This window comes from Mesorhizobium sp. M9A.F.Ca.ET.002.03.1.2 (assembly GCF_003952365.1).
Classification (GTDB): Bacteria; Pseudomonadota; Alphaproteobacteria; order Rhizobiales; family Rhizobiaceae; genus Mesorhizobium.
The window spans coordinates 4551759-4576712 of record NZ_CP034443.1 but is presented as its reverse complement, the minus strand read 5'-3'; the positions used below and the strand labels follow the sequence as shown (position 1 = coordinate 4576712).

The window sequence follows — 24954 nt, the reverse complement described above, 5'->3', positions numbered from 1 at the left end:
CGGCACGATCATATATAATGCTGGTAGTCGGGTATGGACAAGGTAACCAACGGCCTCGTCCCTGCTCAAATCAGTTCACGCCGCTTACGGGCTGGAAACAGGGCACGTTTCTAACACCCGAAAGGTCGTGGTCCGTTCAACTCGTTCCTCCTGAGAGGGGAACTACGGGAGACGCCTTTATGGATGCCGTCATCAAGAAATTCATGCCCCCGTCCGCCTATCTGGAAAAGCCGGTCACGGATCGGCCGAGCGAAGCCGAAGCCGAAGCCGCGGTTCGCACCCTGTTGCGCTGGGCCGGCGACAATCCGGACCGGGAGGGCCTGGTCGATACGCCAAAGCGTGTGGTCAAGGCCTATCGCGAAATGTTCGGCGGCTATGACAAGTGCCCGGCCGAGGAGCTCGGCCGCACCTTCGAGGAAGTCGCTGGCTATGACGACCTTGTCCTGGTCAAGGATATAACGTTCCATTCGCATTGCGAGCACCACATGGTGCCGATCATCGGCAAGGCGCATGTCGGCTATTTGCCGGACGGCAAGGTTGTCGGCCTGTCCAAGATCGCGCGCGTCGTCGACATCTTCGCCCAGCGCCTGCAGACCCAGGAAGCCATGACCGCACAGATCGCCGGCGTCATCCAGGATGTGCTCAATCCGCGCGGCGTCGCCGTCATGCTCGAAGCCGAACATATGTGCATGGCCATGCGCGGCATCCGCAAGGAAGGCTCCACGACGCTGACCTCGACCTTCACCGGCGTCTTCAAGGACACGCCCGAGGAACAGGTCCGTTTCGTCACCATGGTGCGCGGCGGCAGGGGCTGACCCCCTCGCCGGTCGCTAGCCATGATCCCGAAAAGTGGGAACCGGTTCGGATAAGATCATGGCCAACAAGAAGACAGAGCCCCCACCCATTCCGATTCTATCGGAATGGGTGGGGCTCTGAACAAGGACCGGCGATGTCGGCACTGGAATTTCCGAAAGCTCCATCAGACAAGAAGGCACTGGAAGAAGGCGCGGTCTTTTCGCCGCGTTTCGATGCCAGCGGTCTCGTCACCGTGGTCGTCACCGATGCCGAAGACGGCATGTTGCTGATGGTCGCGCACATGAACGCCGAAGCGCTGGCGCTGACGCTCGAAACCGGCATCGCTCACTACTGGTCGCGCTCGCGCAGCGCGCTGTGGAAGAAGGGCGAGACGTCCGGGAATGTCCAGAAAATCGTCGAGATGCTCACGGATTGTGACCAGGACGCCATATGGTTGCGCGTCAAAGTGATGGGCCACGACGCAACCTGTCACACCGGCCGGCGTTCCTGCTTCTATCGGACGGTGGGGCTGATCGACGGCAAGGCGACGCTTGCCAGCGACGGTAGCAAGCCACTGTTCGATGCGGAAGAAACGTATCGAAAGTCCCATGAGCCATCCATATGAATGAACCACATGAACCATCCATATGGATGAACCATTCGCCGAACTGCAGCCACATATATTCATGATTTCGATACGGCCAGCCTGTATATTGGCCGTGGGACAAGGGAGATTGTGATGCTCGAATGGGCGTCATCGCGCAACAGACCGGACGTTCGAGAGGCCAGTGGCCTCTCATCGTCCGCCGGCGCATCCGAAACGAAGCCCCCCAAGAAAACAGGCATTTCGCTGGCACTGGGCGGCGGCTGCGCGCGTGGCTGGGCCCATATCGGCGTGCTGCGCGCGCTCGACGAAGCCGGCATCGAAGTATCGATGATCGCCGGTACCTCGATCGGCGCGCTGGTCGGCGGCTGCTACCTTGCCGGCAAGCTGGATGAGCTGGAAGAATTCGCCAGAAGCCTGACCAGGCGGCGCATCTTTGGTCTTCTCGACCTCAATCTGCGCGGCAGCGGCCTATTCGGCGGCATGAAGCTCGACGCACGGCTGCGCGAGCACATGGCCGGCATCCGTTTCGAGGATCTGCCCAAGCCCTTCGTCTGCGTCACGTCGGAGATCCGCACCGGCCATGAAATCTGGCTGTCGGGCGGTTCGTTGATCACCGCCATGCGCGCCTCCTACGCACTGCCCGGCGTGTTCGAACCGGTTACCTGCAACGGGCGCGTGCTGGTCGACGGCGCACTGGTCAACCCGGTGCCGGTCTCGGTCTGCCGCGCCTACGAGCAGCCGCTCGTGGTCGCGATAAACCTTCACTATGATCTGTTCGGTCGCGCCGCCGTCATCAAGCACACTGCCGGCGAACTGGTCGCCGAGAAGGACGCGCCAAGGACCGGCCTGGTCGACCCCGAACGCCAGTCCCGCGAAGCGCGACTCGGCATCACCGGCGTCATGGTCGAAGCCTTCAACATCATCCAGGACCGCATTTCGCGTGCGCGGCTTGCCGGCGACCCGCCTGATATGTCGCTGCAGCCGAAGCTCGGCCATATCGGCCTGACCGAATTCCACCGCGCCGACGAGGCGATCCGCATCGGTTATCAGGCAACGATGGCTCAGATCGGCGAGCTGGCGCGGCTGCAGACGGTTCTGGCCTGAACGATGATCCGGGAGCCTGTTCTCAGGCGGGTGCGGCATCGATGATTCGGAACTGCACCGTACGGTTGCCGTTCCAATGATTGCCCGACAGGGAGCCGGCGACATGCACCGGTTTGCCCCTGTTCTTGAACAGGAATTCGCCGAGCGCCGTATCGACGGCGCGAAAGGCGATCGCCTGGATGCGGCCGCCGCTTTCCGACTGCAGATCGGCGCGGATGTGGTTGGTGCCGACCGGCCTTGCGTCGGTAAGCCGATGGCGCGGCAGCGCGAAGACCGGCGCGACGTGTCCGGCACCGAACGGGCCGGCTTTCTCCAGTGCATCGAGCAGGCCGAGCGTCGCGCCCTCGGCGGCCAGCGCACCGTCGATCGCCAGGCTTTCCTCGCCTTGCAGCCGGAACACGTCGGCCGCCGCTCGTTCTTCGAAGAAGGCCCTAAGCACGCCGAGTTTTGCCCGCTCCACCGTGATGCCGGCCGCCATGCCATGGCCGCCGCCCTTGACGATCAGCCCGGCATCGGCCGCCTCGCGCACCAGCCTGCCAAGATCGAAGCCCGACACCGAACGGCCTGAACCCGTGCCGATGCCATTGGCATTGAAGGCGATGGCGAAGGCGGGCCGGCGCGCATGGTCCTTGAGCCGCGAGGCCAGCAGGCCGACAATGCCCGGATGCCAATTGGAGCTGGCGGTGACGACGATAGCCGGCCCATTGCCGCCGGCAAGCTCGGCATCGGCCTCCGCGCGTGCCGCGGCCAGCATCTCCAGTTCCATCTGCTGCCGCTCCTGATTGAGACGGTCCAGCGTCTCGGCGATGGTGCGGGCCTCGACGGGATCGTCGGTGGCGAGCAGCCGGCTGCCGAGTGCCGCATCGCCGATGCGCCCGCCAGCATTGATGCGCGGGCCGATCAGATAGGCCAGATGGAAGGTGCTGACCGGCTCGCCGATGCGCGAGACCCGCGCCAGCGCCGCCAGCCCTTCGTTCCTCTGCTGGCGCGCCATCTGCAGCCCCTTGACCACGAAGGCGCGGTTGACGCCGTTCAGCGGCACCACGTCGCAGACGGTCGCCAGAGCCACGAGGTCGAGCAGGCCAAGCAGGTCCGGCGGTGCGGCATCCGGCAACCAGCCGCGCAGGATTCTCGCCGTCTGGACCAGAGCCAGGAAGACGACGCCGGCGGCGCAAAGATGACCCTGGCCCGAAAGGTCGTCCTCGCGATTGGGATTGACGACCGCTTCGGCCAACGGCAACGGGCCGCCGACCTGGTGATGGTCGAGCACCACGACATCGGCGCCCGCCGCCTTCGCAGCGTCGATCGAAACGGCGCTGTTGGTGCCGCAGTCGACGGTGACGATCAGCGTCGCGCCGCGTGACACGAGTTCGCGCATGGCTTCCGGATTGGGGCCGTACCCCTCGAAGATGCGGTCCGGTATGTAAATCTCCGATGGCACCGAGAAATGCGTGAGAAACCGCTTGAGCAGCGCCGACGAGGCCGCGCCATCGACATCGTAGTCGCCGAAGATCGCCACCTTTTCCCTGGCAATGATTGCCCCGGCGATACGGGCGGCGGCCCTCTCCATGTCGGTCAGCGACGCCGGGTCCGGCAGCAGGTCGCGGATGGTCGGATCGAGGAACCGCTCGGTCTGCTCGGCGGTCACGCCGCGCCCGGCAAGGACGCGCGCGACGATGTCCGGCACGCCATGGCCCTGCGCGATGGCGAGTGCGGTCATGTCCTGCCGCTCGGTCAGCCGATGTTCCCATGAAACACCGGTGGCCGACTGCCTGACATCGAGGAAAAAGCGTCTTTCGCCCGTCATATGACGCGCCGTCTGCAAAATTGTCATGTCTCACAATATGCGACGGCTAAGCAGGACGGTATCAAAACTTTTCCAGATCCTGGTGGCGCGCCTTGATCTCGCGCACCGTGCGTGACGACGAGCGCAGCACGATCGTGTGCGTGGTGATGGAGTTGCGGCCGAACTTGACCCCGGCCAGCATGTTGCCGTCGGTCACGCCGGTTGCCGCAAACAGCACGTCGCCACGCGCCATGTCCTGCGTGCGGTAGATCCGCTTCGGGTCGGAAATACCCATCTTGGCCGCGCGCTCGACTTTTTGCGGCGTGTCGAGGATCAGCCTTCCCTGCATCTGGCCGCCGGTGCAGCGCAACGCGGCCGCCGCCAGCACGCCCTCCGGCGCACCGCCGGTGCCGAGATAGATGTCGATGCCGGTCTCGTCCGGGTCGGTGGTGTCGATGACGCCGGCGACATCGCCGTCGCCGATCAGCCGGATCGCAGCGCCCGTGGCGCGCACGGCTTCGATCAATTTGCCATGGCGCGGCCGGTCGAGGATGCAGGTGGTGATTTCCGACACTGGAACACCCTTGGCCTTGGCCAGGCTGGCGATGTTTTCGGCCGGCGAGGCATCGATGTCGATGACGTCATCGGCATAGCCGGGACCGACGGCGATCTTTTCCATATAGACGTCGGGCGCGAACAGGAGGCTGCCCTTTTCCGCAATGGCGATGACCGCCAGCGCATTGGGCAGATTCTTGGCGCAGATCGTCGTGCCTTCGAGCGGGTCGAGCGCGATATCGACCGCCGGGCCTTTGCCGGAGCCGACCTCTTCGCCGATATAGAGCATCGGAGCCTCGTCGCGCTCGCCCTCGCCGATCACCACCGTGCCCTTGATGGCGAGGCGGTTGAGCTCCTCGCGCATGGCGTCGACCGCGGCCTGGTCGGCGGCTTTTTCGTCACCGCGTCCGCGCAGCCTGGCGGCCGCGACCGCGGCGCGTTCGGTGACGCGCACCAGCTCCATGGTGAGTATCCGGTCGAGGCCGGCGACGATGTTCTGGACCACATTCATCGATGGACAATCCCCGTTGGCGCATCGCCTCCCATTAGAGCGCCGCGCGTCCATTGGAGGCGCAAAGGACGCTCTAAATCTTCGAATCTACGCACCGTCTTTCCGAAAATCGAGTCCGATTTTCGGGCCGATGCGGTAGAGGCGCGCTCCTTGTGTCAAAGCTCCATGACAACAGCAAGACCTGGGCAAGCGTTTTTTGAAAATGCAACAATATCAATCGATTGAATGGTAAAGATTACCCTCTACCCTGCCCGCTCTATGCGGATGACCTGCGGCTTGTCGGTCAGATGGCCGTCCTTGGTGATGCCCTCGACGGCCTTGCGCACCGCCGCTTCCGTCGTCTCGTGGGTGACGAGGATGACCGTCTTCTGCAAAGCGGTTTCCGGCCCAGCGGCATGCTGCACGATCGATTCCAACGAGATGTCGCTGTCGGCCATGCGCTTTGCAATGGCGGCAAAAACGCCGATACGGTCATGCACGGTCAACCGGATGAAATAGCCGCCGGCGTGGCTGCGCATCTGCGCCTTCTTGTAGGGTCGCAATTCCTTGGCCGGCAGGCCGAAGACCGGACCGTGCTGGAAACCCGGCCGGCTCTTGGCGATGTCGGCAATGTCGCCGACCACCGCCGATGCGGTGGCGCTGCCGCCGGCGCCGGGACCGGAGAGCAAAAGCTCGCCAAGGATGTCGGTTTCGATGGCCACCGCATTGGTCACGCCGTGCACCTGCGCGATGACCGAGGCCGTCGGCACCATGGTCGGATGCACGCGCTGTTCGATGCCGCTTTCCGTGCGCTGGGCGACGCCGAGCAGTTTTATCCGGTAGCCGAGATCGCCTGCCGCGCGGATGTCGGCCTGGCTGATGTTGGAAATCCCTTCCATGTAGATGTCGTTGGCGGCGATCCTCGTGCCAAAGGCAAGGCTGGTCAGGATCGACAGCTTGTGCGCGGTGTCGTGGCCCTCGATATCGAAGGTTGGGTCGGCCTCCGCATAGCCCAGCCGCTGCGCGTCCTTCAGGCAGGCGTCGAACGACAGGCCCTCGGCTTCCATCCGGGTCAGGATATAGTTGCAGGTGCCGTTGAGGATGCCGAAGACGCGGGTCACCGAATTGCCGGCCATCGCCTCGCGCATCGTCTTGATGACCGGAATGCCGCCCGCCACCGCCGCCTCGTAATTGAGCAACACCCCCTTCTTCTCGGCGATCTCGGCTAGTGCCACACCATGCTTGGCGAGCAGCGCCTTGTTGGCGGTGACGACATGGCGGCCGGCCTCTAGCGCGGCTTTCACCGACGATCGCGCTGACCCCTCGTCGCCACCGATCAGCTCGACGAAAACATCGATGTCGGCGGTCTGCGCCATCTTTACGGCGTCATCGAACCACTTGGCCGCGGCGAGATCGACGCCGCGGTCGCGTTTGCGATCGCGGGCCGAAACGGCTGACACGACGACCTCGCGGCCGCATTGCCGCGTCAGTTCAGCCGCCTTGTCGGTGAGCACGCGCGCCACCGACGCGCCGACGGTGCCGAGACCGGCAATTCCAACACGCAACGCTTCGGCCATGTCCGGCGACGCCCCTCAAGGATTTGATCGATGTGATAGCAGGCAACTCAACGATGCGCGGCGAGCGGCACCACATTGTCGGGCTGCTTGGCGCTGGACGCCAGGAAGCGCTTGATGTTGCGCGCCGCCTGCCGGATCCGGTGCTCGTTCTCGACCAGTGCGATGCGCACGTGATCGTCGCCATGCTCGCCGAAGCCGACGCCCGGCGCCACCGCCACGTCGGCGTGCTCGATCAGAAGCTTGGAGAATTCGAGCGAACCGAGATGCTTGAACGGCTCCGGTATCGGCGCCCACGCGAACATCGATGCGGCCGGCGCCGGCACGATCCAGCCGGCGCGGCTGAAGGCGTCGACCATGACGTCGCGGCGCTTGCGGTAGACGTCGCGCACTTCGGCGATGTCGGCGCCGTCGCCGTTGAGCGCGTGCGCGGCCGCCACCTGGATCGGCGTGAAGGCACCATAGTCAAGATAGGACTTGACCCTGGTCAACGCCGAGATCAGCCGCTCATTGCCGACGGCAAAACCCATGCGCCAGCCGGGCATGGAAAAGGTCTTCGACATCGAGGTGAACTCGACCGCCACGTCGATGGCGCCCGGTACCTGCAGCACCGAGGGCGGCGGATTGCCATCGAAATAGATTTCCGAATAGGCAAGATCCGACAGGATGATGATGTCGTTCTTCCTGGCGAAGGCCACCACATCCCTGTAGAAATCGAGCGAGGCGACCTGCGCCGTCGGGTTCGACGGGTAATTGAGGATCAACGCCAGCGGCTTCGGGATCGAATGGCGGATGCCGCGCTCCAGCGCCGGAATGAATCCGTCGTCCGGCTCCACCTGCAATGAGCGGATGACGCCGCCCGACATGATGAAACCGAAAGCGTGGATCGGATAGGTCGGATTGGGGCACAGGATCACGTCGCCGGGCGCGGTGATCGCCTGCGCCATGTTGGCGAAGCCTTCCTTCGAGCCCAGCGTCGCCACCACCTGCGTGTCCGGGTCGAGTTTCACGCCGAAACGGCGGGCATAGTAATTGGCCTGGGCGCGGCGCAGGCCCGGAATGCCGCGCGACGACGAATAGCGGTGCGTGCGTGGATCGCGCACCACCTCGCACAATTTGTCGACGATGGCCTTGGGCGTCGGCAGGTCCGGGTTGCCCATGCCAAGGTCGATGATGTCGGCGCCGCGCGAACGGGCACTGGCCTTCAGCCGGTTGACCTGCTCGAAGACGTAGGGCGGAAGCCGGCGGACCTTGTGAAATTCTTCCATGTCAATTCCAGAGTGGTTTTCGGGCGCGATATAACCTTATTTGCAGGTAGGGTCGAGGGCGGGATCGCAATTGGCCTCGATCTGCTTCAGCGCATCGGCGCCGTGCTTCCTTGCCAGCGTGTTCAGCGCCGCCGTGTTCGCGGCCCTGACCGCGCCGCCCTTGGAGCCCTGCGCCTGCCCGTCGGCCTTCAACTGGGCGAGCTTGGCGTTCTTCTCCTCCTCGGTGAATTGCTCCGCCGCCACTTGCGGCGGGATGTTCAGGTTCGGATAGGCGCCGGTGTCCTTTGGCCCCTCGACGAGGCTGGCGGCAGGTGCTGCACCCTCGATGTTGGTGCTCGAACAGCCGGCGATCGCCAGCAGGACGACCGCCGCGCCCATGCGGCAAAAACGACCAGTGCCGGAAAAAACAGTTTCGCCAATATTAATCGTCATATTGTTTCCTTAGGCAGCCGGGGTAGAGCGCGTTGGACCCTGTCGGATGTCCCATGATAATATGTCAAGAAAACGCTTCGGGAGGAACCCCGCGAACCATGTCCAAAAGACCCGATTCGGACAAAGCGGAAGATGACCGGGCTTCGACCGTCGAGCAATATCTGGTGAAGGACCCGGAACGCTTCGCCTTGAACATGGCGCGCATGATCGAGCAGGCCGGCAAGGCGGCTTCCGCATGGGCCGAGCCGCGCGAAAAAGGCGAAGTGCGCGATCATGTCGCCGAGCCGGTCGTCGACATGGTGAAAACCTTCTCCAAGCTCAGCGAATATTGGCTTTCCGATCCGCAGCGCGCTCTGGAGGCGCAGACGCGGCTGTTTTCCGGCTACATGACCGTCTGGGCCAACGCCATCCAGCGCATCGGCGCCGGCGGCGACGACGCAGTCAAGCCCGAGGGCGGCGACAAGCGTTTCCAGGACCCTGAATGGGGCCGCAACGCATTCTTCGATTTCCTCAAGCAGGCCTATCTCGTTACCTCGCGCTGGGCGGCCGAACTGGTCGAGCACGCCGATGGCCTGGACGAGCACACCCGCCATAAGGCCAGCTTCTACGTCAAGCAGATGTCCAACGCCATCTCGCCGTCGAATTTCATCCTGACCAACCCGGAGCTGTTCCGCGAGACCATCGCTTCGAATGGCGAAAACCTGGTGCGCGGCATGAAGATGCTGGCCGAGGACATTGTCGCCGGCAAGGGCGACCTGAAACTGAGGCAGGCCGATTATTCGCCCTTCGAGATCGGCAAGAACCTGGCCACGACACCCGGCAAGGTGGTGGGCCGCAGCGATGTCGCCGAGATCTTGCAGTACGAACCGTCGACCGAGACCGTGCTCAAGCGGCCGCTGCTGATCTGCCCGCCATGGATCAACAAATTCTACATTCTCGATCTCAACCCGCAAAAATCCTTCATCCGCTGGGCCGTCGAGCAGGGCCACACCGTCTTCGTCATCTCCTGGATCAACCCGGACGAGCGGCACGGCACCAAGGGTTGGGAGGCCTACATAAGAGAGGGCCTGCAATATGGCCTGGACACGATCGAAAAGGCCACCGGCGAAAGGCAAGTCAACGCCATCGGCTATTGTGTCGGCGGCACGCTTCTGGCCGCGGCCCTGGCGCTGATGGCGCAGGAAGGCGACCACCGCGTCAAATCGGCCACCTTCTTCACCACGCAGGTCGACTTCACCCATGCCGGCGACCTGAAAGTGTTTGTCGACGACGAGCAGGTCGCGGCCGTCGAGAAATCGATGACCGAGAAAGGCTATCTCGATGGCACCAAGATGGCGACCGCCTTCAACATGCTGCGCTCAGGCGACCTGATCTGGCCCTATGTCGTCAACAACTACATGCGCGGCAAGGATCCCCTGCCCTTCGACCTGCTCTACTGGAACGCCGATTCGACCCGCATGGCTGCGGCCAACCATTCTTTCTACCTGCGCAATTGCTATCTCGAGAACAGACTTTCGAAAGGCATGATGGAACTGGCCGGCCGCATGGTTTCGCTCGCTGACGTCACCATCCCGGTTTACAACCTCGCCTCGAAGGAAGACCATATCGCGCCGGCGCTTTCGGTGTTCCTCGGTTCGAAATATTTCGGCGGCGAGGTCGAGTACGTGATGGCAGGCTCCGGCCACATCGCCGGCGTCGTCAACCCGCCGGCGGCGCAGAAATATCATTACTGGACCGGCGACAAGCCGGCCGGCGACTTCGATCGATGGGTCGCCAACGCCACGACCCATCCCGTCTCCTGGTTGGCCCGCATGGCTGCGGCCCAACCATTTCTTTCTACTGCGCAATTGTATCTCGAGAACAGACTTTCGAAAGGCATGATGGAACTGGCCGGCCGCATGGTTTTCGCCGCTGACGTCATCTCCCGGATCTCGCCGCGTGTCGCTTGGCAACGCAAATAGCACAACCCCAGCGCAGCCCAGGGGACAGAACCTACAGACTGAGTTCCGGCGCAGCGTGGAGCCGCTTTCGGGTGTTCTCCGGGCTGGTACGAGAAAATGAAGGATCGCTCCTTGTCCAGGCCGGCGAGTCGAGTCGTGATGGAGCGCTCCGCTCCCGAACATCGTCCGTGACGGCTCGGCCAGTCAACCCAACCCATCCGTCGGTGGCCGCATGGCCGCTGGATCGGGCTAGGGACAACACCCGCGTGCCGGCCCGCAACCGGGCAAGCACATGAAAACCCTGGGTGATGCGCCAGGCACCTATGTCAAGGTGCGCGTGTAACATTCTGTAATGTCTGGTGAGTTGACGTGCCTGCCAAAGAGGGCGAAATGGTGTCGTCAACCCTTAGGTAGCCTCTATTCACCTCTAGCCATCGAATTACTTTGAGGCTTGCCTTTTTGATACAGGTCTCGTTTCCGGTTCGGGGACAAGGATTAGTTCGGCGGGACGTTTCACGCCACGCCAATGACGTACCGGCCGGACATCGAGGGGGAATTTTGTTTTGAGATCAGCGGGATCGCGCTTCGCGAAGGGAGAACGCCGCGCCATTGCGGCAGCGCTTTTCTCCGTGCTCCTGGCGTCCTGCACTTCGGCCGGCGACCCGACAATGTCCGTCGGCATGCCTGGCTACAATGCCTCGTCCATGGACAATAGCACGGCCGCGGGCACGCAACAGGTCGCCGCTGATTCGTCCTCGCAGATGACGACTTCACAGATGACGATGACCGCCGAGGGTGACGCGGCGCTTCCCGAGCAGGTCGCTTATGTGCCGGTGGCGAAGCCGGGGACCCAGGCCGGAGCCCGGTCCGATGCCGGCTTCCCCGTCACCGCTCCTGCGGGCGCGGAGGCGACTGCGGGCCAGACGCCGCAGCCACAGGAACAGCCCGCGCAGACGGCGGAACAGGCCGACGCTGCCACGCAGAAGACAGAAACGGCTGATGCCGGCACGGCCGCACCGAAGAAGGCTGAAGCCGCCGCGCCGGCGATGAACAATCCGGTCTATGTGACCGCCGGAGAGCCGCAGCCGCAAGCCTATGCGCCAAAGAAGAAGGGGTTCCTTGCCTCTTTGTTCAGCGCCACGCCCGCCTCGGCGGCACCTGCTCCGCATGCCAACAACAGGTCGGCCGAGCAACCGACGGCCGCCCAGCCCAAGGCGGCGGCGGCAAAGCCGACCGTTACTCTGGCCTCGGCCAAATCGGCTGAAAAAGCCGGTGCAACTGGCTTCGATCGGCGATACCAGCAATTTCACCGACGACGCGCTGCCTGGCGTGCGCAAGACCGCACTCTTCGAGATCAAGCGCAAGTCCGGCCTCGACGACGAGAGCGACGTCGATCTCAACGAGGATGAGGGGGGTGCCTATCAGGTGGCATCCGCCGCCGGCCTTGCCCGGCTGGCGCCCAACGGTCTTTTGAAGCAGACCGAGAATGTCGACGTTGCCTGCCTGAAGCCTTCGCTGGTCCGTGTATTGAAGACGATCGAGGGCCACTACGGCAAGAAGATGATCGTCACCTCCGGCTATCGTGATCCGGCCCGCAACCGCCGCGCCAACGGCGCCAAGAATTCGCTGCACATGTATTGCGCCGCCGCCGACATCCAGGTTCCAGGCGTCTCGAAATCGCAACTGGCAAGCTATGTCCGCAGCATGCCCGGGCGTGGCGGCGTCGGCACCTACTGCCACACCGAATCCGTTCACATCGACGTCGGTCCCGAGCGCGACTGGAACTGGCGCTGCCGCCGCCGGCGGTAACGGCTGGTCTTCCTCTGGTTTACGATAACGTCCGCAGTGTGCCGCCCGAGGACGCCGTGCAATGCAGCGCCGAACCAATTGAATCGCCCAAAACGCGCGGTTTTGCGGCCATTGAAAAAGTTGTCGCAGGCAGCAGCAGACGGGTTGCCGGTTTGGCGCGACGCAACTATAAGCGCTCAATCTGAGCGCGCCCATCGTCTAGCGGTCAGGACACCGCCCTTTCACGGCGGTAACAGGGGTTCGATTCCCCTTGGGCGTACCAGGCTTTTCAGGCACTTGGCCGAAAACTTCCTTCCCTATCCAATATTTGGCCAATTTCCGCACAGAAACCGGCGATTGCTTGGTGGGACTTTGGTGCACTCGGCAGGGATCGAACCTGCATCTGCCCGAGGCTTTGGTGGTGGCTCTATCCTGGTTGAGCTACGAGCGCGAACATTTTGGCAAACTAAAAGGGCAAGTGTCGTTTTATCAACTCGGAGATTGGGGGTAACCGGCACCTGCAATGGAAGTAAGGTCGCGCATGTCGCATCACCATTACTAAATTAGCAATCATGCATGATAAGCCTATGGTGTTGCCAGCCGGCGCCGCCCCTCCTCAAAGCCCCGCCGGTTAGGCTCGGCGGCCTCTCGATCCGGCTGTCGAGCCGCCCCCTGCCACCGGCATCAGAGGCTCCGACCACCATCGGCCGATTAAGCCGGAAGCGGAGATCCAAAAGCCCCACCGCTCCGTTTGCGAAGCGGCAAGGCCCGCCCGCCCCATTGCCGACCACGCAATTGCGATGCCAGACGTGTCGACCTATTACGGGGGCACCTTTAGGACGGCCTGTTTACATTTGGGCCGGAACGCTTGCTCGTCTCAAGGGTTGGGATGCAGGAGATGCAGGCGTGGCCAAGAAGACGTCTATCGCCGAAACATTGCGACGAACCTCTGACCAACTGAAGAGGATCCGGAAACGCGTCGCCAATGGCGGTCACATGGACCAGATGCAAGAGGTCGATGCCCTGGTAGGCCTCGCCAAAGAAGTGGCCGATCGGCAACTGGCCGGGTTGGAAACCCCGGCGGATGAAAACGATGGCTCTGTGCAAGACAGTGACGATGCAAAGGACTGAGCCTCGTCGACCGCCTCCCGACATTCCGCGATCACGGAATTACTTTGATCGCCAAGCCCCGTATTATCCAACGCAAGCGGACCCCAAACCGCCTGGCCGGCGCCCCATCAGGCCCCCCGCCAACTGTTGGTGCCGGCCATCTTCGATTTGCAAATCTGGATAGGCGCGCCCGAACGCTCGACGGCAAATGTTGGCGCGTCATCAAGATCCATTCATGGCCGGCTCAATCGTGCCGCTGTATGTCTCCAGTTCGAGCAGTCCGATCAGCGATCGGCCGATAGCACTGGCGTCGGCGGCGAGAAGTTTCTTGAATCCGGTCTTGCTGGGCTTGCGTTTCATGGAAACGCCAATGCCTCCATCTGCCGGCCGGCCGCCGGTACTCACTCGTTTAGGCATGAATTCGGCTCTAGGCTCATCCGATTTGACGGCCAGTCGAACGGAACATGACCATTTTACTAAATTAGCGACGATACATGAAGGACCTATAGTCCACCCCAGCCGGCAACCGCCCCGTACCGCCAGCCGGTCAGGCCCAGCGGCCCGCTGTTGGTCGCCCCAATGGGAGCCGCTGGGCCGCCTGAATATCACGGAGCCCGCTGCGGCCAGCGCTGTAGCGCGGCATGGCCAACGTCGGTAAGCGCATAGACGCCGCGCTCGGCCCTGGCGAACCATCCATAGACATTGTGAAGCAGGATCTTGGCGGCGCGCGGTGAAATGGTTTTCAGGTCGCGCGGGCGCTTCGGGCCATCCGCCATCGCAGCGGCGCAGGCCAGCGCGTCTGCCGGTAAGCGGTCATTATCGGGGTTCGGGAACCACCGCCGACGACAGGATCGCCGCGGGTCTCGTCTTGGCGGCAAGGCGGCCGGGCTGAGCAGCAATTCGACGTTGCCGGCGGAGCCAACCGCCAACAGGCCGAAACCAAGCCGCCGGCAGAGGGCGCGGAATCGGCGATCGTGCTCGCGGCCCTTACCGCGGGCCGACATCCTCGCCGCGAGCCAGACCTCGTCACATGCCGCGGCGCGATCGACACCCTGAAGTATAAGCTCGAGGTTAAACTGCAGTTTCAATTCACAAATGACGACCACGGGCGGCTCGCCGTCACGCAGTCCCACGACATCGCAGCCGCCAACTTCACCTTTGACGGTGAATTCCAGGCTCTCAAGAAACCGCTTCACCGGCATGTAAAGAGATGTTTCCTGCATGCCCGGGCCATAGCCGATTCGAGCCGGGTTCGCCCACAGTCGCCGAAGAACACGTCATCTGGACGGACAAAGCAAAATGGCGCCCAGGGGTCTCACCATTTGTAGAAATCCTTCCAAAAATTGACATCATCACCAGAATTTGTAATTTCTCTATCAGCGGCTGAATACGGAAAGGGAGAGGTCCGGTGTCGATCCGCGAAGAGTTGGCGCATACCACCCTGGCCCTCACATCCGCGGAAGCCAAGATCGTGCAGGTTCTTCTGGCCGATTATCCGATGTCCGGCCTCGGCACCGCCACGCGCCTGGCAAAGGCAGCTGGCGTCAGCGATCCGACCGTCATGCGCCTCATGGTCAAGCTCGGCTATGGCGGTTTTGCCGCCTTCCAGGGCAAGCTTCTGGCGGAGATCGAATCCCGGCTGCATTCCCCGCTGCTGATGATGGAGGCGAAGCGGCCTGCCAATTCGAGCGAAGGCACGGTCAACGACTACTTCCATTCGGTGTCCGACAGCCTGGATCGGACGCGCACGGCGGTTCCTTCGCAAAGCTATGGCCGCGCCGCCAGGATGCTGCTCGACTGCAAGGGTCAGGTCGTGCTGCTCGGCGGACGCTTCAGCCGCCACATCGCCTCGATGCTCGCCGGTTATCTCGTGCAGTTCCGTCCCGGCGTGCACGACATCGGCGCGCTGGCGCCGACTGATTTCGACCTGCTGATCGATCTCGGCAAGCGTGACCTGCTCGTCGTGTTCGACTATCGCCGCTACCAGTCGGACGTGGTCAACTTCGCCCGTCAGGCGCGCGAGCGGGGCATCGGCATCCTGCTGTTCACCGACCCATGGCTCTCGCCCATCTCCGAACATGCCGATCTGACGCTGGTTGCGGCAATCGAGGCCAATTCGCCGTTCGACACGTTGGCGACGGCCGTCGTCCAGATGGAGACCGTGTTCGCCCATGCGCTGGAGAGCGAAGGCCAGACGGTGCGCAAGCGCATCGAGGATATCGAAGGGATCCGCCGCGCCAACGGCGTGACGCTCGACGCATCGGATTTCACCGGCCGCCGCAGCGCGGCCGCCGACGATCCGGCGAAGTGGGCGGCGCCGTTCGTCAGGGGCAAACCCAAATCGGCTGATTAGCCGGACCACCCCTGCAACACCAAGAGACAATCACGAACGCCGCCGAGGCACGAAAGGACATCGAGATGCAGGACAGGGATGCGGCCGTCGCCGCCGCGCAGGCCGAGATCGACAGGGATCGCGACTGGGTGATCGGCCTCACCAGCGACATGGTCCAAATCCCCTCGGTGAATCCCAAATTCGAGACCCGGCAAGGGCTGAACCGCGAAGCCGACGTGCAGGCGATGCTGGAGCCGATCCTCAAGGCCGACGGCTTTTCGACGGAACAATGGGACGCCTTGCCGGGACGGCCCAATCTGGTCGGCGAATGGGCCGGCGACGAGGAGCGCAGCCTGATCCTATGCGGCCATGTCGACGTCGTGCCGGTCGGCGAAATGAAGAACTGGTCGGTCGATCCGTTTGGCGCCGCCATCACCAACGGGCGTCTTTACGGCCGCGGCGCGGTCGACATGAAGGGCGGCGTCGCCGCCTGCCTCGCGGCGGCGCACGCCATCCGCAAGGCCGGCATCACGCTCCAGGGCCGGCTGGCGATCCACACGGTGGTCGACGAGGAAGCCGGCGGCTTCGGCGCCATGGACGCGGTCGCCAGGGGCAAGCTCGCCAAGGCGGTGCTGGTCGCCGAACCCACCTGGGGCGATGTCCTGCCGGTCGAAGGCGGGCTCGAATGGGCGCGGGTGACGATCCGCGGCCGCAACGCGCATTCCGCGCTCCGCTACAATGAAATCTACCCGCAGCGCCACGACAAGGACCGGCTGGAGCCCGGCGTCAACGCCATCGAGATCGCGGCCCGTTTCATCGCCGCCGTACGCCAATACGAGCTCGACCGCACGCGGGCGAAATCGCATCCGCTGCTGCCGCTCGGCATGAACACGATCAACATCGGGGTGATGCAGGGCGGCACCGGACTTGGCGAGAACGGCCTGCCGACGGTTATGACCAATCCGGCGATAATCCCGGACGTAGCGGTTCTCGATCTCGACATGAAGTTCCTGCCTGACGAGAACTCAGCCGATTATCGCCGCGATTTCGAGACTTTCGTGCATCATTTCGCCGCCGCCGACGCCTGGCTGCGCGAAAATCCGCCGACCATCCAGTGGGAGCTGGGCGGCCTTCACTTTCCGCCGATGAACACCCCGCCGGACCATCCGCTGGTCAAGTCGCTTGTCGCCAACAAGGCGCGTATCGGCAAGACGCCTGAGGTGAAGGGCTTCGTCGCCGTCTGCGATGCCGCGCACTATGCCGGCGCCGGCGTCGACGGCGTCATCTTCGGTCCGTCCGGCGACGGTTTTCATGGCGCCGACGAATATGTCGAGGTCGACTCTGTCGTGGAAACCGCCAAGGTCATCGCCGCTTCCGTCATCGACTGGTGCGGGGTGCGCTGATCGCAGGCGTTATCGGCAGGCAATCGCCTCAGACGAATAACACTTTCCAACCTGTGGTGGGAGACTACCAATTGTCGAAGTCGGTGCCGCCCCTCATCGCCCTGCCGGGCACTTCTCCCCGTATAGTGACGGGGAGAAGGGGGCTGGCCGCAGCCCCGGTGCCCTTCTTACAGCGCCGGGGATTGGCGAAGCCGTCGATGACAGCGCCCCTCTCCCCGTCATTATACGGGGAGAGGATGCCGGCAGGCAGGTGAGGGGCAGCGCCGACGCCCGGAGAGGGCAGACGGGCCGATTTCAAACCTGAAGCGATTGCGCTAACCTTGTCAGGCCGGACGCTTGATGCGGTCGGCCACCACCGTCCCGGCGGCGCGGATCATGCCGACAAGGCCGCTTGGGTAGACCAGCATGATCACGATGATGAGCAGCGCCGAGATCATCAGCCGCCATGCGCCGAAATCGGCCATCGCCTCGGAAAAGACGGTGAGCACGAAGGAGGCGATGATCGCGCCGTAGATCGTGCTTGTCCCGCCCAGCAGCACCATCGACAGGATGATGGTCGCCAGGCTCATGCCGAACACGTCGATCGACGCGTTGCGCTGGTAGGCGGCGTAGAAGGCGCCGGCGATCCCGGTGAAGAAGGCGCTTGCCGCCAGCGTCACCACGCGCTGCCGCACCAGCGAGACGCCGCGGCTGATGGCATATTCCTCGTTGTCGCGCAGGGCCACGATGCTGGCGCCGGCGCGCGAGCGCACGAACAGGCGCAAAAACAGCGTGCTCGCCACCAGAAGCGACAGCGCGATGTAGAAATAGGCGAGCTTGCCGTCGCGGATCATGTTGTGATCGAAGACATAGAGGCCGGGCACCCGCACCAGGCCCTGCGTGCCGCCCGTCAGATCCGACTGGCTGACAATGACCTGCATGACGAGCTGCGCGAAGCCGAAGGTGACCAGGATGATGAAGATGCCCTTCAGCCGCAGGATCGGGATGGTCACCAGCACGGCCGCCAGGGTGGCGATCACGCCGCCAGCCACAAGCGCGATCCACGGATCGACGCCGGCCAGCTTGGCAAGCAGGCTGTAGGTGTAGACGCCGATGCCAAATAGTGCCAGGTGGCCGAAATTGAAGACGCCGCCATAGCCGAGGCTGAGGTCCCAGTTCGAAGCGACGATCGCGTAGATGAAGATCATGATCAGCACATGCCGGCTGTAGCTGTCGCCGAAGACGAGCGGCAAAAGGGCAAGCAGCAGGAAGCCCGCCACGAAGCCGATCGCCTCGCGGTTCCAGGTGACGCGGCCGGGAGCAGACGGAATGGCAACGTTGAGGAGCGTCATGCGAGTCCCCTGGAGCGGCTGGCGAAAATGCCTTCCGGGCGCACCATGAGCGTCGTGATGAGCACGAGGAAAAGCAGCGCCGGCGTCCAGTAGAGGCCGAAATAATAGTTGCTCGCCGCCTCGAAGAACCCGATCAGGTAGGCAGCGAAGATCGGCCCGGAAATGCTTGAGATGCCACCGAAAACCACCACGATCAGCGCCTTGAGCAGCGGGTCTGCGCCCATCGACGGGTTCATGAAGCGGTAGCCGCCCATGAAGATCCCGGCCAGCCCAGCCAGCGACGCGGCGATGGCGAAGGCAAGGCCGTAAAGCGCCGTGACGTTGAGGCCGACGAGATGGCTCGCATCCTCGTTCTGTGCGACCGCCCTGAGTGCAAGGCCGAGCCGCGTGCGGTTGAGGAACGACCACAAGGCCGCGAGGATCAGCGGCGTGATGACGATGATGGCGATCTGGTGCAGCGACACGCCGACGCCGGCGATGGTGGTATTGCCTTCGATCAGGCTCGGCAGTTGCTTGGAGCGCGGCCCCCAGAGGGTCAGCGCGCCGTTTTCTATCAGCGAACCGGCCGCCAGCGTGGTGATGACGACGACCAAGACGATGTTGGGACGGCCGATCAGCGGCCGCACCACCGAGGCCTGCAGGATCCATCCCGCGCCCGCCATGACGATGATTGCGAGCGGAAAGGCGATCATCACCGGCAGGCCGAAGGCGACGAGCTGCCAGGCGAAATAGGCGCCCAGCATCATGAACACGCCATGGCTGAAGTTGAATACGCCGATCGTCGTCCAGACAAGCGCCAGCCCGACCGCCATCATGGCGTAGAGCGAGCCCTGGAACAGGCCGCCGAAGAAGATATCCGAAAAGACGCTCATGCCCGACCCCTGTCCAATCCTTCAATGCCCGAAATACATCGCCATGATTTCGCTGTGCTCGATGCTTTCGCCCGGCCGGATCTCGGTCTTGACCGCTCCGTGATCAACGAGGAACAACTGCCGGCTGAGTTCGAGCAGGAACTCGATGTCCTGCTCGACGACGACGAGCGGCACTCCGCCCTTCGAGATGTCCATGACGGCGGTGCAGAGTTCGTCCTTGATCTTCGGCGCAAGCCCGAGTGTCGGCTCGTCCAGGATCAGCAGGCGCGGATGGCTCATCAGCGCCGTGCCGATCGACACCATCTGGCGCTCGCCGCCGGACAGCGTGCGCACCTTTTGGCGCCAGCGTTCGGCGAGCTTCGGGAACAGCTTCACCACCTTTTCGCGGTTCTCGGCCTCGTGCGGCCGCGCACGCGGCGAATAGGCGCCAAGCGCCATGCAGTCGCCGATCGTCAGGTCGGGGAACAGCTTGTTGCCCTGCGGCACATGAATGAGGCCGGTTGCGACGATGGCGCGCGCGCTCAGGCCAGTGATGTCCTTGCCGTCGAAGACGACGCGGCCGCGTTTGGGCGCGATGAGGCCGGAAATGGTTCTCAGCAGCGTCGTCTTGCCGTGACCGTTCGGCCCGAACAGCCCGACATTGCCGAACCGGCCGGCCTCGAGCGTGATGTCGTGCAGCACGGTCACGCGGCCATAGCCTGATGTCACCGCCTCGACGCTCAGGATCGGGCTTTCGCTCACGCCGCCGATCTCCTTGTGCCGAGATAGGCTTCCACCACGCGCTGGTCGGCGATCACGCTCCTGGGCTCGCCCGCGGCAAGCACACGGCCCTGGTTCAGCACCAGGAGATGTTGCGAAAGGCTCATCAGGAAGGTCAGCACATGTTCGATCAGCACCACGGTGATGCCGCGCGCCGCCGTCCGCCTGATCAATCCGATCGACATCTCGATCTCCGGCTTGGTCAGGCTCGATGCCGGCTCGTCGAGCAAAAGCATGCGCGGTTCCGTGGCGATTGCCGTTGCCAGCATCAGGCACTTGCGGTCGAACACCGACAATTCGCCGGCGAGCCTTCCAAGCATGGCCGTTGAAAGCCCGACGAACTCCAGCGCCTCGACGGCGCGGGCCCGTGCTTCAGCCGCCCCTCGCCCGGGCTTGCCATAGCTCGCGCCGATCAGCGCGTTCTCGAACACGGTCAGCCCGTCGAAACTGGTCTCGCGCTGGAAGGTCCTGAGGAGGCCGAGCTGTGCAATGGCATTGCCCGGCTTGCCCTGGATCTCCATCCCGTCGAACCGTATCCGGCCCTTGTCGGGGCCGAACGGTATGCCAGTGATGACGTTGAACAGCGTGCTCTTGCCACTGCCGTTCGGCCCGGCGACGCCGAAGATTTCCCCGGCCTCGACGGCGAACGAAACGTCGTCGACCGCCTTGAGGGAACCGAACGCCTTCGATACGCCCTCGACTTCAAGCAGCGGCATGCCGCTATTTCATCCAGGGCTGCGGCTGGAACCCGCCGGTCGCGTATTTGGCGGGCGAAACCAATGCCCGCTTGCCGTCCCAGATCTGGAAGAAGGTGATCGGGATGTAGTCGTCGCCTTGCATGGCAAGATGCGTGGCCGGATCGAATTTCAGGCGGCCTTCGGCGACCTGCTTGTCGGTCTCGGACAGCGCCTTCATGATTGCGGCATGGTCGGTCGGATCGCCGGCCTTTTTCAGCGCGTCGAAATAGACGTGGACCATCTCGTAGAGGCCGACGCCGTATGTGCCGCTCTCGACACCATATTTGGCCTTGAACTTGCCGGCCACTTCGTCGGCGCGCGGGTTCTTTGGCGTGGTCAGCGCGCCGCCGAGAAGGTTGTAGATCACGCCGTTCGATTTTTCCTTCGTCAGTTCGACGAACTCCGGAACGCTCGGCGCATATTGCAGGAACACCAGGCTCTTGGTCGGCTGCTCGAGGAACTGGTTGAGGAACGAGGCCGAATTGCCGGGCAGATAGTCGGTGTTGATGACCACGTCCGGCACGTCCTCGCGCACCTTGGCCAGGATCGAACGCCAGTCGGTCACCTCGCCGAAGGGCACGAGCTCATCGACGGTTATGGTCCAGCCCTTCTCCTTGAAGGTCTTCTTCATGCCTTCGGAGATGGTCTTCGAATAGGCGTTGTCGGACGAGATGATCGCTACCTTCTTGGTCGGCAGCGTGATCTTGCCTTCAGCCGCCAGCTTCTCGACGAAAATGGTGACATCGGTGTTGTATGCATCGAAGGACGGGGTCAGCGACCAGCAGCAAGCGTAATTCTCCGGATCGGGTGCGATGATATCCTTGGTCTGCTGCGACGTGGCGGCGAGCATATAGGGCATCTCCGCCTCGGCCATGTGGTCGATCTCGAAATTGGTCAGGCTGGCATAGCCGGTCAGCATGAAATGCACGTCCTGATCGCCGAGCAGGCGCTCGACCGCGCTGGTGACATTCGCCGCCGACTGGTCCTTGACGTCGCCCACGACCAGTTCGAACGTGTGGCCGTCGACGCCGCCCGCGCTGTTTGCCTCATCGATCGCCATCTGTGCGCCGCGCTGGAATTCCTGGCCGTCAGCTGCGGCCGGGCCGGTCAGCGGCGCCAGCAGGCCGATCTTGACGACGTCGGCGAATGCCGGCGCAGTGGCCAGCATCACGCCGAGCGACGCCCCGAGCAGCATATGCCGGATACGGCGTTTCATCGACTTGGTCCTCATTGGTCCTGTTCCCCTTTTATATTCCCGACGATGGTTGGATGATTGACAAATTATGCACAGGCGGGTCAATTTGAAAAGATATTTTCATTGGTAGGCGGACAAATTTGGCCGCCAAGCAATTTGCCGGAACTGCGGCGGCCAAACGAATCGAGATAGAGCGATTGGAGACAGGGCGAATGGAGCCAAGGCGAATGGAGACAGGGATGGCGACCACAATCAAAACGATCGAAACCAGTCACGGCACGATCGCCGTACGCGAAAGCGCCGGCGCCGGCATGCCGGTGCTGATGGTCCACGGCAATTCGTCGTCGGGCGCCGTCTTCCGCAATCAGTTCGACGGCAGGATCGGCGCAACCTACCGTCTGATCGCCGCCGATCTTCCCGGCCATGGCGAGTCCTGCAACGCGGTCGATCCGGATCGCAGCTACTCGATGCCGGGTTACGCCGACGCGATGACCGAGGTGATGAACAAGCTTGGCATCGAAAAGGCAGCGGTCTTCGGCTGGTCGCTGGGCGGTCACATCGGGCTGGAGATGATCGACCGCTATCCCGGCATGCTCGGCCTGATGATCACAGGCACGCCGCCGATCGCCGCCGCCGACCTCTCAAAGGGCTTCAAGACAAGCCCGCATATGAACCTCGCCGGCCAGGAGACCTTCACCGAAGACGATATCGACGCCTATGCGCACTCGACCTGCGGCGAGCCCTATGACCAGTTGCTCCGCAATGCCGTCGCGCGCACCGATGGCCGCGCGCGCAGACTGATGCTCGGCAAATTCGCGGCTGGCGAAGGCAAGGACCAGAGCACGATCGTCGCCGGCAAGACGCCGCCGATCGCGGTTCTCAACGGCGCCGACGAGCCATTCGTCAACACCGATTTCGTCGATACGATCCCGTTCTCCAACCTCTGGGAAGGCAAGAAACACCTGATCAGCAATTCCGGCCACGCGCCGTTCTGGGATTCGCCGGACCGGTTCGATCCGATCTTCGATCGGTTTCTGAAAAGCCTGGAACCTGGCTGGCGCTAAACCCTCACCCCCCTCGCGCCGCCTCCTCGCTTGCCCGGAACCATCATGTCCCTGGCAAGCAGGCTGCTCACCCGGCAGAACGCCATGAACGCCCTGCAAGCGTCCTCGGTCTTGACCAGGTCGACCGTGGCGCCGAAGCAGGCATTGAACGCAGCCTGATAGACCGGGCCCTGCCGGCAAACCGGCCAGCCTTGCAGGAAATCCAGCGCCTGTTCGACGCTGTATATCTCCTCGATCGGCAAACCGGGCGCGGGCGTGATGCGCACCGGTACCTCGAATTGCAACCTGTCCATTCGCATCTCTCCCGAGCGGCGTTCCCGCAGCAACGCCATCCCCGGCAAAAAGTTGCCTTGACCGGCTTCGCGCCTTGGGGCTCAACCTCTTGGGAACTGGCTGACGGCAAGGTCAAATCGCGCCGTCACCTCGATTCGAAGCCCCGCGACGGGCTGGCGTCGCAGCCTGAAACAAAAAACCCGCCTCAGTGGACGGGTCGTCGGCGCAACTCTGCACCATGAATAAATTCCTAGCATAACTGCCGTCACCTGTCAAGTTGGAACTACCTTCGTAAGCACACGAGTTTTCCGGTTTAGGTAGCACACGATTTGTCCGACCTTCTGTCTACGCGAGTAGGCGCCGTCGGCGAAGTTGCCGATCTCCCCTTGCGAGGGGAGATCGGATGTAGTTTCGGCTTTCGCCAATCACCAATTGCGGATGTCGGTCGACCAATCCGCCGTCGCCAAGAAGCATCAACCTGGGTTGGCTGCCCTGATTTGGGCTGCACGCCGTCGCGCAAGGCGGGCTGGGAGGCGCAAAGGTGAGCCCGCAAAGGCATGAATTTCGCCGGCTTATGCCCGTCGCCGGCAGTTCGTCCTTGAACCTTGCGCCGTCCGGTGCCAAATCTGGGAGGATTTTCGCGTGGGCTCATCAGGAGCCCCTCTTCCGGCAAGACGGACAAGAATGGTCACCTATCTCGACGCCGCCACGGCACCGCCCAGAAACACCGGCCAGATTCGCCTCTACGGCGAGGAAGGCTTCGCCGGCATGCGCAAGGCCTGCGACCTCACCGCGCGCTGTCTCGACGAACTGGCGTCGATGGTCGCGCCGGGCGTCACCACCGAAGCCATCGACCGTTTCGTCTTCGAGTTCGGCATGGATCACGGCGCATTGCCGGCGACGCTCAATTATCGCGGCTACACGAAGTCGTCCTGCACATCGATCAATCACGTCGTCTGCCATGGCATTCCCGAGAACAAGCCGTTGAAGGACGGCGACATCGTCAACATCGACGTCACCTACATCCTCGACGGCTGGCACGGCGATTCCTCGCGAATGTATCCGGTAGGCACGATCAAGCGCGCCGCCGAGCGCCTGCTCGAGGTCACGCACGAATGCCTGATGCGCGGCATCGCCGCGATCAGGCCCGGCGCCCGCACCGGCGCCATTGGCGCCGCCATCCAGACCTATGCCGAAAGCGAGCGCTGCTCGGTGGTCCGCGATTTCTGCGGCCACGGCGTCGGCCAGCTGTTTCACGATGCGCCGAACATCCTGCACTATGGCAGCGCCAGCGAGGGCGTCGAGATGCGGCCGGGCATGATCTTCACCGTCGAGCCGATGATCAATCTCGGCCGGCCGCACGTGAAAGTGCTGTCGGACGGCTGGACGGCGGTGACACGCGACCGCTCGCTGTCGGCGCAGTACGAGCACACGATCGGCGTTACCGAGACCGGATGCGAGATTTTCACGCTGTCGCCAAAAAACCTCGACCGCCCCGGCCTGCCGGCATAGTGTTTCTCCCGGCGCCGGACCCTTTCC

The 24954-nt window shown here is 63.2% G+C and carries 21 protein-coding genes, 2 tRNA genes and 2 pseudogenes; 11 read left to right on the top strand and 14 right to left on the bottom strand.

Annotated features, from left to right (window positions below; translation table 11 throughout):
• Nucleotides 1-179 precede the first annotated feature (179 nt).
• From folE to EJ066_RS22070, 3 genes are all read left to right on the top strand, one after another.
• Nucleotides 180-815 carry a GTP cyclohydrolase I FolE gene (folE, locus tag EJ066_RS22080; RefSeq protein ID WP_126041635.1) on the top strand — a complete coding sequence of 212 codons (636 nt, stop codon included), beginning with the start codon at nucleotides 180-182 and terminating at the stop codon, nucleotides 813-815.
• Between the two features lie 134 nt (nucleotides 816-949).
• Complete coding sequence (gene hisI / locus EJ066_RS22075; RefSeq protein WP_126041632.1) at nucleotides 950-1420, top strand: phosphoribosyl-AMP cyclohydrolase; 471 nt, start codon at nucleotides 950-952, stop codon at nucleotides 1418-1420.
• A gap of 114 nt (nucleotides 1421-1534) precedes the next feature.
• The gene (locus EJ066_RS22070; protein WP_126041630.1) at nucleotides 1535-2506 is read left to right on the top strand and encodes a patatin family protein; all 972 of its coding nucleotides are present in this window, start codon (nucleotides 1535-1537) and stop codon (nucleotides 2504-2506) included.
• 22 nt (nucleotides 2507-2528) lie between these two features.
• On the opposite strand, the gene recJ is transcribed toward EJ066_RS22070, so the two are convergent.
• The 5 genes from recJ to EJ066_RS22045 all read right to left on the bottom strand — a co-directional run bounded on the left by recJ (nucleotide 2529) and on the right by EJ066_RS22045 (nucleotide 8611).
• On the bottom strand, nucleotides 2529-4313 hold the full coding sequence (gene recJ / locus EJ066_RS22065; protein ID WP_126041628.1) for a single-stranded-DNA-specific exonuclease RecJ: 1785 nt from the start codon (nucleotides 4311-4313) through the stop codon (nucleotides 2529-2531).
• A gap of 61 nt (nucleotides 4314-4374) precedes the next feature.
• On the bottom strand, nucleotides 4375-5358 hold the full coding sequence (gene glpX, locus EJ066_RS22060) for a class II fructose-bisphosphatase (RefSeq protein ID WP_126041626.1): 984 nt from the start codon (nucleotides 5356-5358) through the stop codon (nucleotides 4375-4377).
• Nucleotides 5359-5600: 242 nt separating this feature from the next.
• Nucleotides 5601-6914, bottom strand: a complete 1314-nt coding sequence (locus EJ066_RS22055) for a homoserine dehydrogenase (protein ID WP_126041623.1) — start codon at nucleotides 6912-6914, stop codon at nucleotides 5601-5603.
• Between the two features lie 47 nt (nucleotides 6915-6961).
• Nucleotides 6962-8179 carry an LL-diaminopimelate aminotransferase gene (locus EJ066_RS22050; protein WP_126041621.1) on the bottom strand — a complete coding sequence of 406 codons (1218 nt, stop codon included), beginning with the start codon at nucleotides 8177-8179 and terminating at the stop codon, nucleotides 6962-6964.
• 36 nt (nucleotides 8180-8215) lie between these two features.
• Entirely contained in the window at nucleotides 8216-8611 is a 396-nt protein-coding gene (locus EJ066_RS22045; protein WP_126041619.1) for a hypothetical protein, read from the bottom strand.
• Between the two features lie 98 nt (nucleotides 8612-8709).
• On the opposite strand from EJ066_RS22045, the gene phaC reads away from it, so the two are divergent.
• The 3 genes and pseudogenes from phaC to EJ066_RS22030 all read left to right on the top strand — a co-directional run bounded on the left by phaC (nucleotide 8710) and on the right by EJ066_RS22030 (nucleotide 12622).
• Complete coding sequence (phaC, locus tag EJ066_RS22040) at nucleotides 8710-10572, top strand: class I poly(R)-hydroxyalkanoic acid synthase (protein ID WP_281035435.1); 1863 nt, start codon at nucleotides 8710-8712, stop codon at nucleotides 10570-10572.
• Between the two features lie 647 nt (nucleotides 10573-11219).
• A pseudogene (locus EJ066_RS22035) lies at nucleotides 11220-12360 on the top strand (YcbK family protein).
• A gap of 187 nt (nucleotides 12361-12547) precedes the next feature.
• Nucleotides 12548-12622: transfer RNA gene (locus tag EJ066_RS22030), tRNA-Glu, on the top strand.
• Between the two features lie 90 nt (nucleotides 12623-12712).
• On the opposite strand, the gene EJ066_RS22025 is transcribed toward EJ066_RS22030, so the two are convergent.
• A tRNA-OTHER gene (locus EJ066_RS22025) sits at nucleotides 12713-12790 on the bottom strand.
• A gap of 455 nt (nucleotides 12791-13245) precedes the next feature.
• Between EJ066_RS22025 and EJ066_RS22020 the strand changes: the two genes are divergently transcribed.
• Nucleotides 13246-13470 carry a hypothetical protein gene (locus EJ066_RS22020; protein ID WP_126041616.1) on the top strand — a complete coding sequence of 75 codons (225 nt, stop codon included), beginning with the start codon at nucleotides 13246-13248 and terminating at the stop codon, nucleotides 13468-13470.
• Nucleotides 13471-13671: 201 nt separating this feature from the next.
• Here the strand turns inward: EJ066_RS22020 and EJ066_RS31490 are convergent, their stop codons facing one another.
• Complete coding sequence (locus EJ066_RS31490) at nucleotides 13672-13809, bottom strand: hypothetical protein (protein ID WP_189644339.1); 138 nt, start codon at nucleotides 13807-13809, stop codon at nucleotides 13672-13674.
• A 245-nt stretch (nucleotides 13810-14054) separates the two neighbouring features.
• Nucleotides 14055-14672, bottom strand: a pseudogene (locus EJ066_RS22015) (DUF2161 family putative PD-(D/E)XK-type phosphodiesterase).
• A gap of 185 nt (nucleotides 14673-14857) precedes the next feature.
• On the opposite strand from EJ066_RS22015, the gene EJ066_RS22010 reads away from it, so the two are divergent.
• Together EJ066_RS22010 and EJ066_RS22005 are read left to right on the top strand one after the other, a co-directional pair.
• Nucleotides 14858-15802: a MurR/RpiR family transcriptional regulator gene (locus EJ066_RS22010; RefSeq protein WP_126041614.1), complete on the top strand. Its 945-nt coding sequence runs from the start codon at nucleotides 14858-14860 to the stop codon at nucleotides 15800-15802.
• Between the two features lie 65 nt (nucleotides 15803-15867).
• Complete coding sequence (locus EJ066_RS22005; RefSeq protein ID WP_126041612.1) at nucleotides 15868-17184, top strand: ArgE/DapE family deacylase; 1317 nt, start codon at nucleotides 15868-15870, stop codon at nucleotides 17182-17184.
• A gap of 323 nt (nucleotides 17185-17507) precedes the next feature.
• On the opposite strand, the gene EJ066_RS21995 is transcribed toward EJ066_RS22005, so the two are convergent.
• The 5 genes from EJ066_RS21995 to EJ066_RS21975 are packed head-to-tail and all read right to left on the bottom strand — an operon-like array spanning nucleotide 17508 to nucleotide 22099.
• The gene (locus EJ066_RS21995) at nucleotides 17508-18515 is read right to left on the bottom strand and encodes a branched-chain amino acid ABC transporter permease (protein WP_126041610.1); all 1008 of its coding nucleotides are present in this window, start codon (nucleotides 18513-18515) and stop codon (nucleotides 17508-17510) included.
• On the bottom strand, nucleotides 18512-19387 hold the full coding sequence (locus tag EJ066_RS21990) for a branched-chain amino acid ABC transporter permease (protein ID WP_126041608.1): 876 nt from the start codon (nucleotides 19385-19387) through the stop codon (nucleotides 18512-18514). Before EJ066_RS21990 ends, EJ066_RS21995 begins: the two co-directional genes overlap by 4 nt.
• Before the next feature lie 21 nt (nucleotides 19388-19408).
• Complete coding sequence (locus EJ066_RS21985; RefSeq protein WP_126041606.1) at nucleotides 19409-20128, bottom strand: ABC transporter ATP-binding protein; 720 nt, start codon at nucleotides 20126-20128, stop codon at nucleotides 19409-19411.
• Nucleotides 20125-20862 carry an ATP-binding cassette domain-containing protein gene (locus tag EJ066_RS21980; RefSeq protein ID WP_126041604.1) on the bottom strand — a complete coding sequence of 246 codons (738 nt, stop codon included), beginning with the start codon at nucleotides 20860-20862 and terminating at the stop codon, nucleotides 20125-20127. The genes EJ066_RS21985 and EJ066_RS21980 overlap by 4 nt, the downstream gene beginning before the upstream one ends.
• Before the next feature lie 4 nt (nucleotides 20863-20866).
• Nucleotides 20867-22099 carry an ABC transporter substrate-binding protein gene (locus EJ066_RS21975; protein ID WP_245454959.1) on the bottom strand — a complete coding sequence of 411 codons (1233 nt, stop codon included), beginning with the start codon at nucleotides 22097-22099 and terminating at the stop codon, nucleotides 20867-20869.
• A 218-nt stretch (nucleotides 22100-22317) separates the two neighbouring features.
• Between EJ066_RS21975 and EJ066_RS21970 the strand changes: the two genes are divergently transcribed.
• Complete coding sequence (locus EJ066_RS21970; RefSeq protein WP_126041600.1) at nucleotides 22318-23142, top strand: alpha/beta hydrolase; 825 nt, start codon at nucleotides 22318-22320, stop codon at nucleotides 23140-23142.
• On the opposite strand, the gene EJ066_RS21965 is transcribed toward EJ066_RS21970, so the two are convergent.
• A complete protein-coding gene (locus EJ066_RS21965; RefSeq protein WP_126041597.1) occupies nucleotides 23139-23435 on the bottom strand; it encodes a DUF982 domain-containing protein in 297 nt (98 codons plus the stop codon). The genes EJ066_RS21970 and EJ066_RS21965 overlap by 4 nt on opposite strands.
• Nucleotides 23436-24099: 664 nt before the next feature.
• Here EJ066_RS21965 and map point away from each other — a divergent pair.
• Nucleotides 24100-24927, top strand: a complete 828-nt coding sequence (gene map / locus EJ066_RS21960) for a type I methionyl aminopeptidase (RefSeq protein ID WP_126041595.1) — start codon at nucleotides 24100-24102, stop codon at nucleotides 24925-24927.
• The last annotated feature ends 27 nt before the right edge of the window (nucleotides 24928-24954 follow it).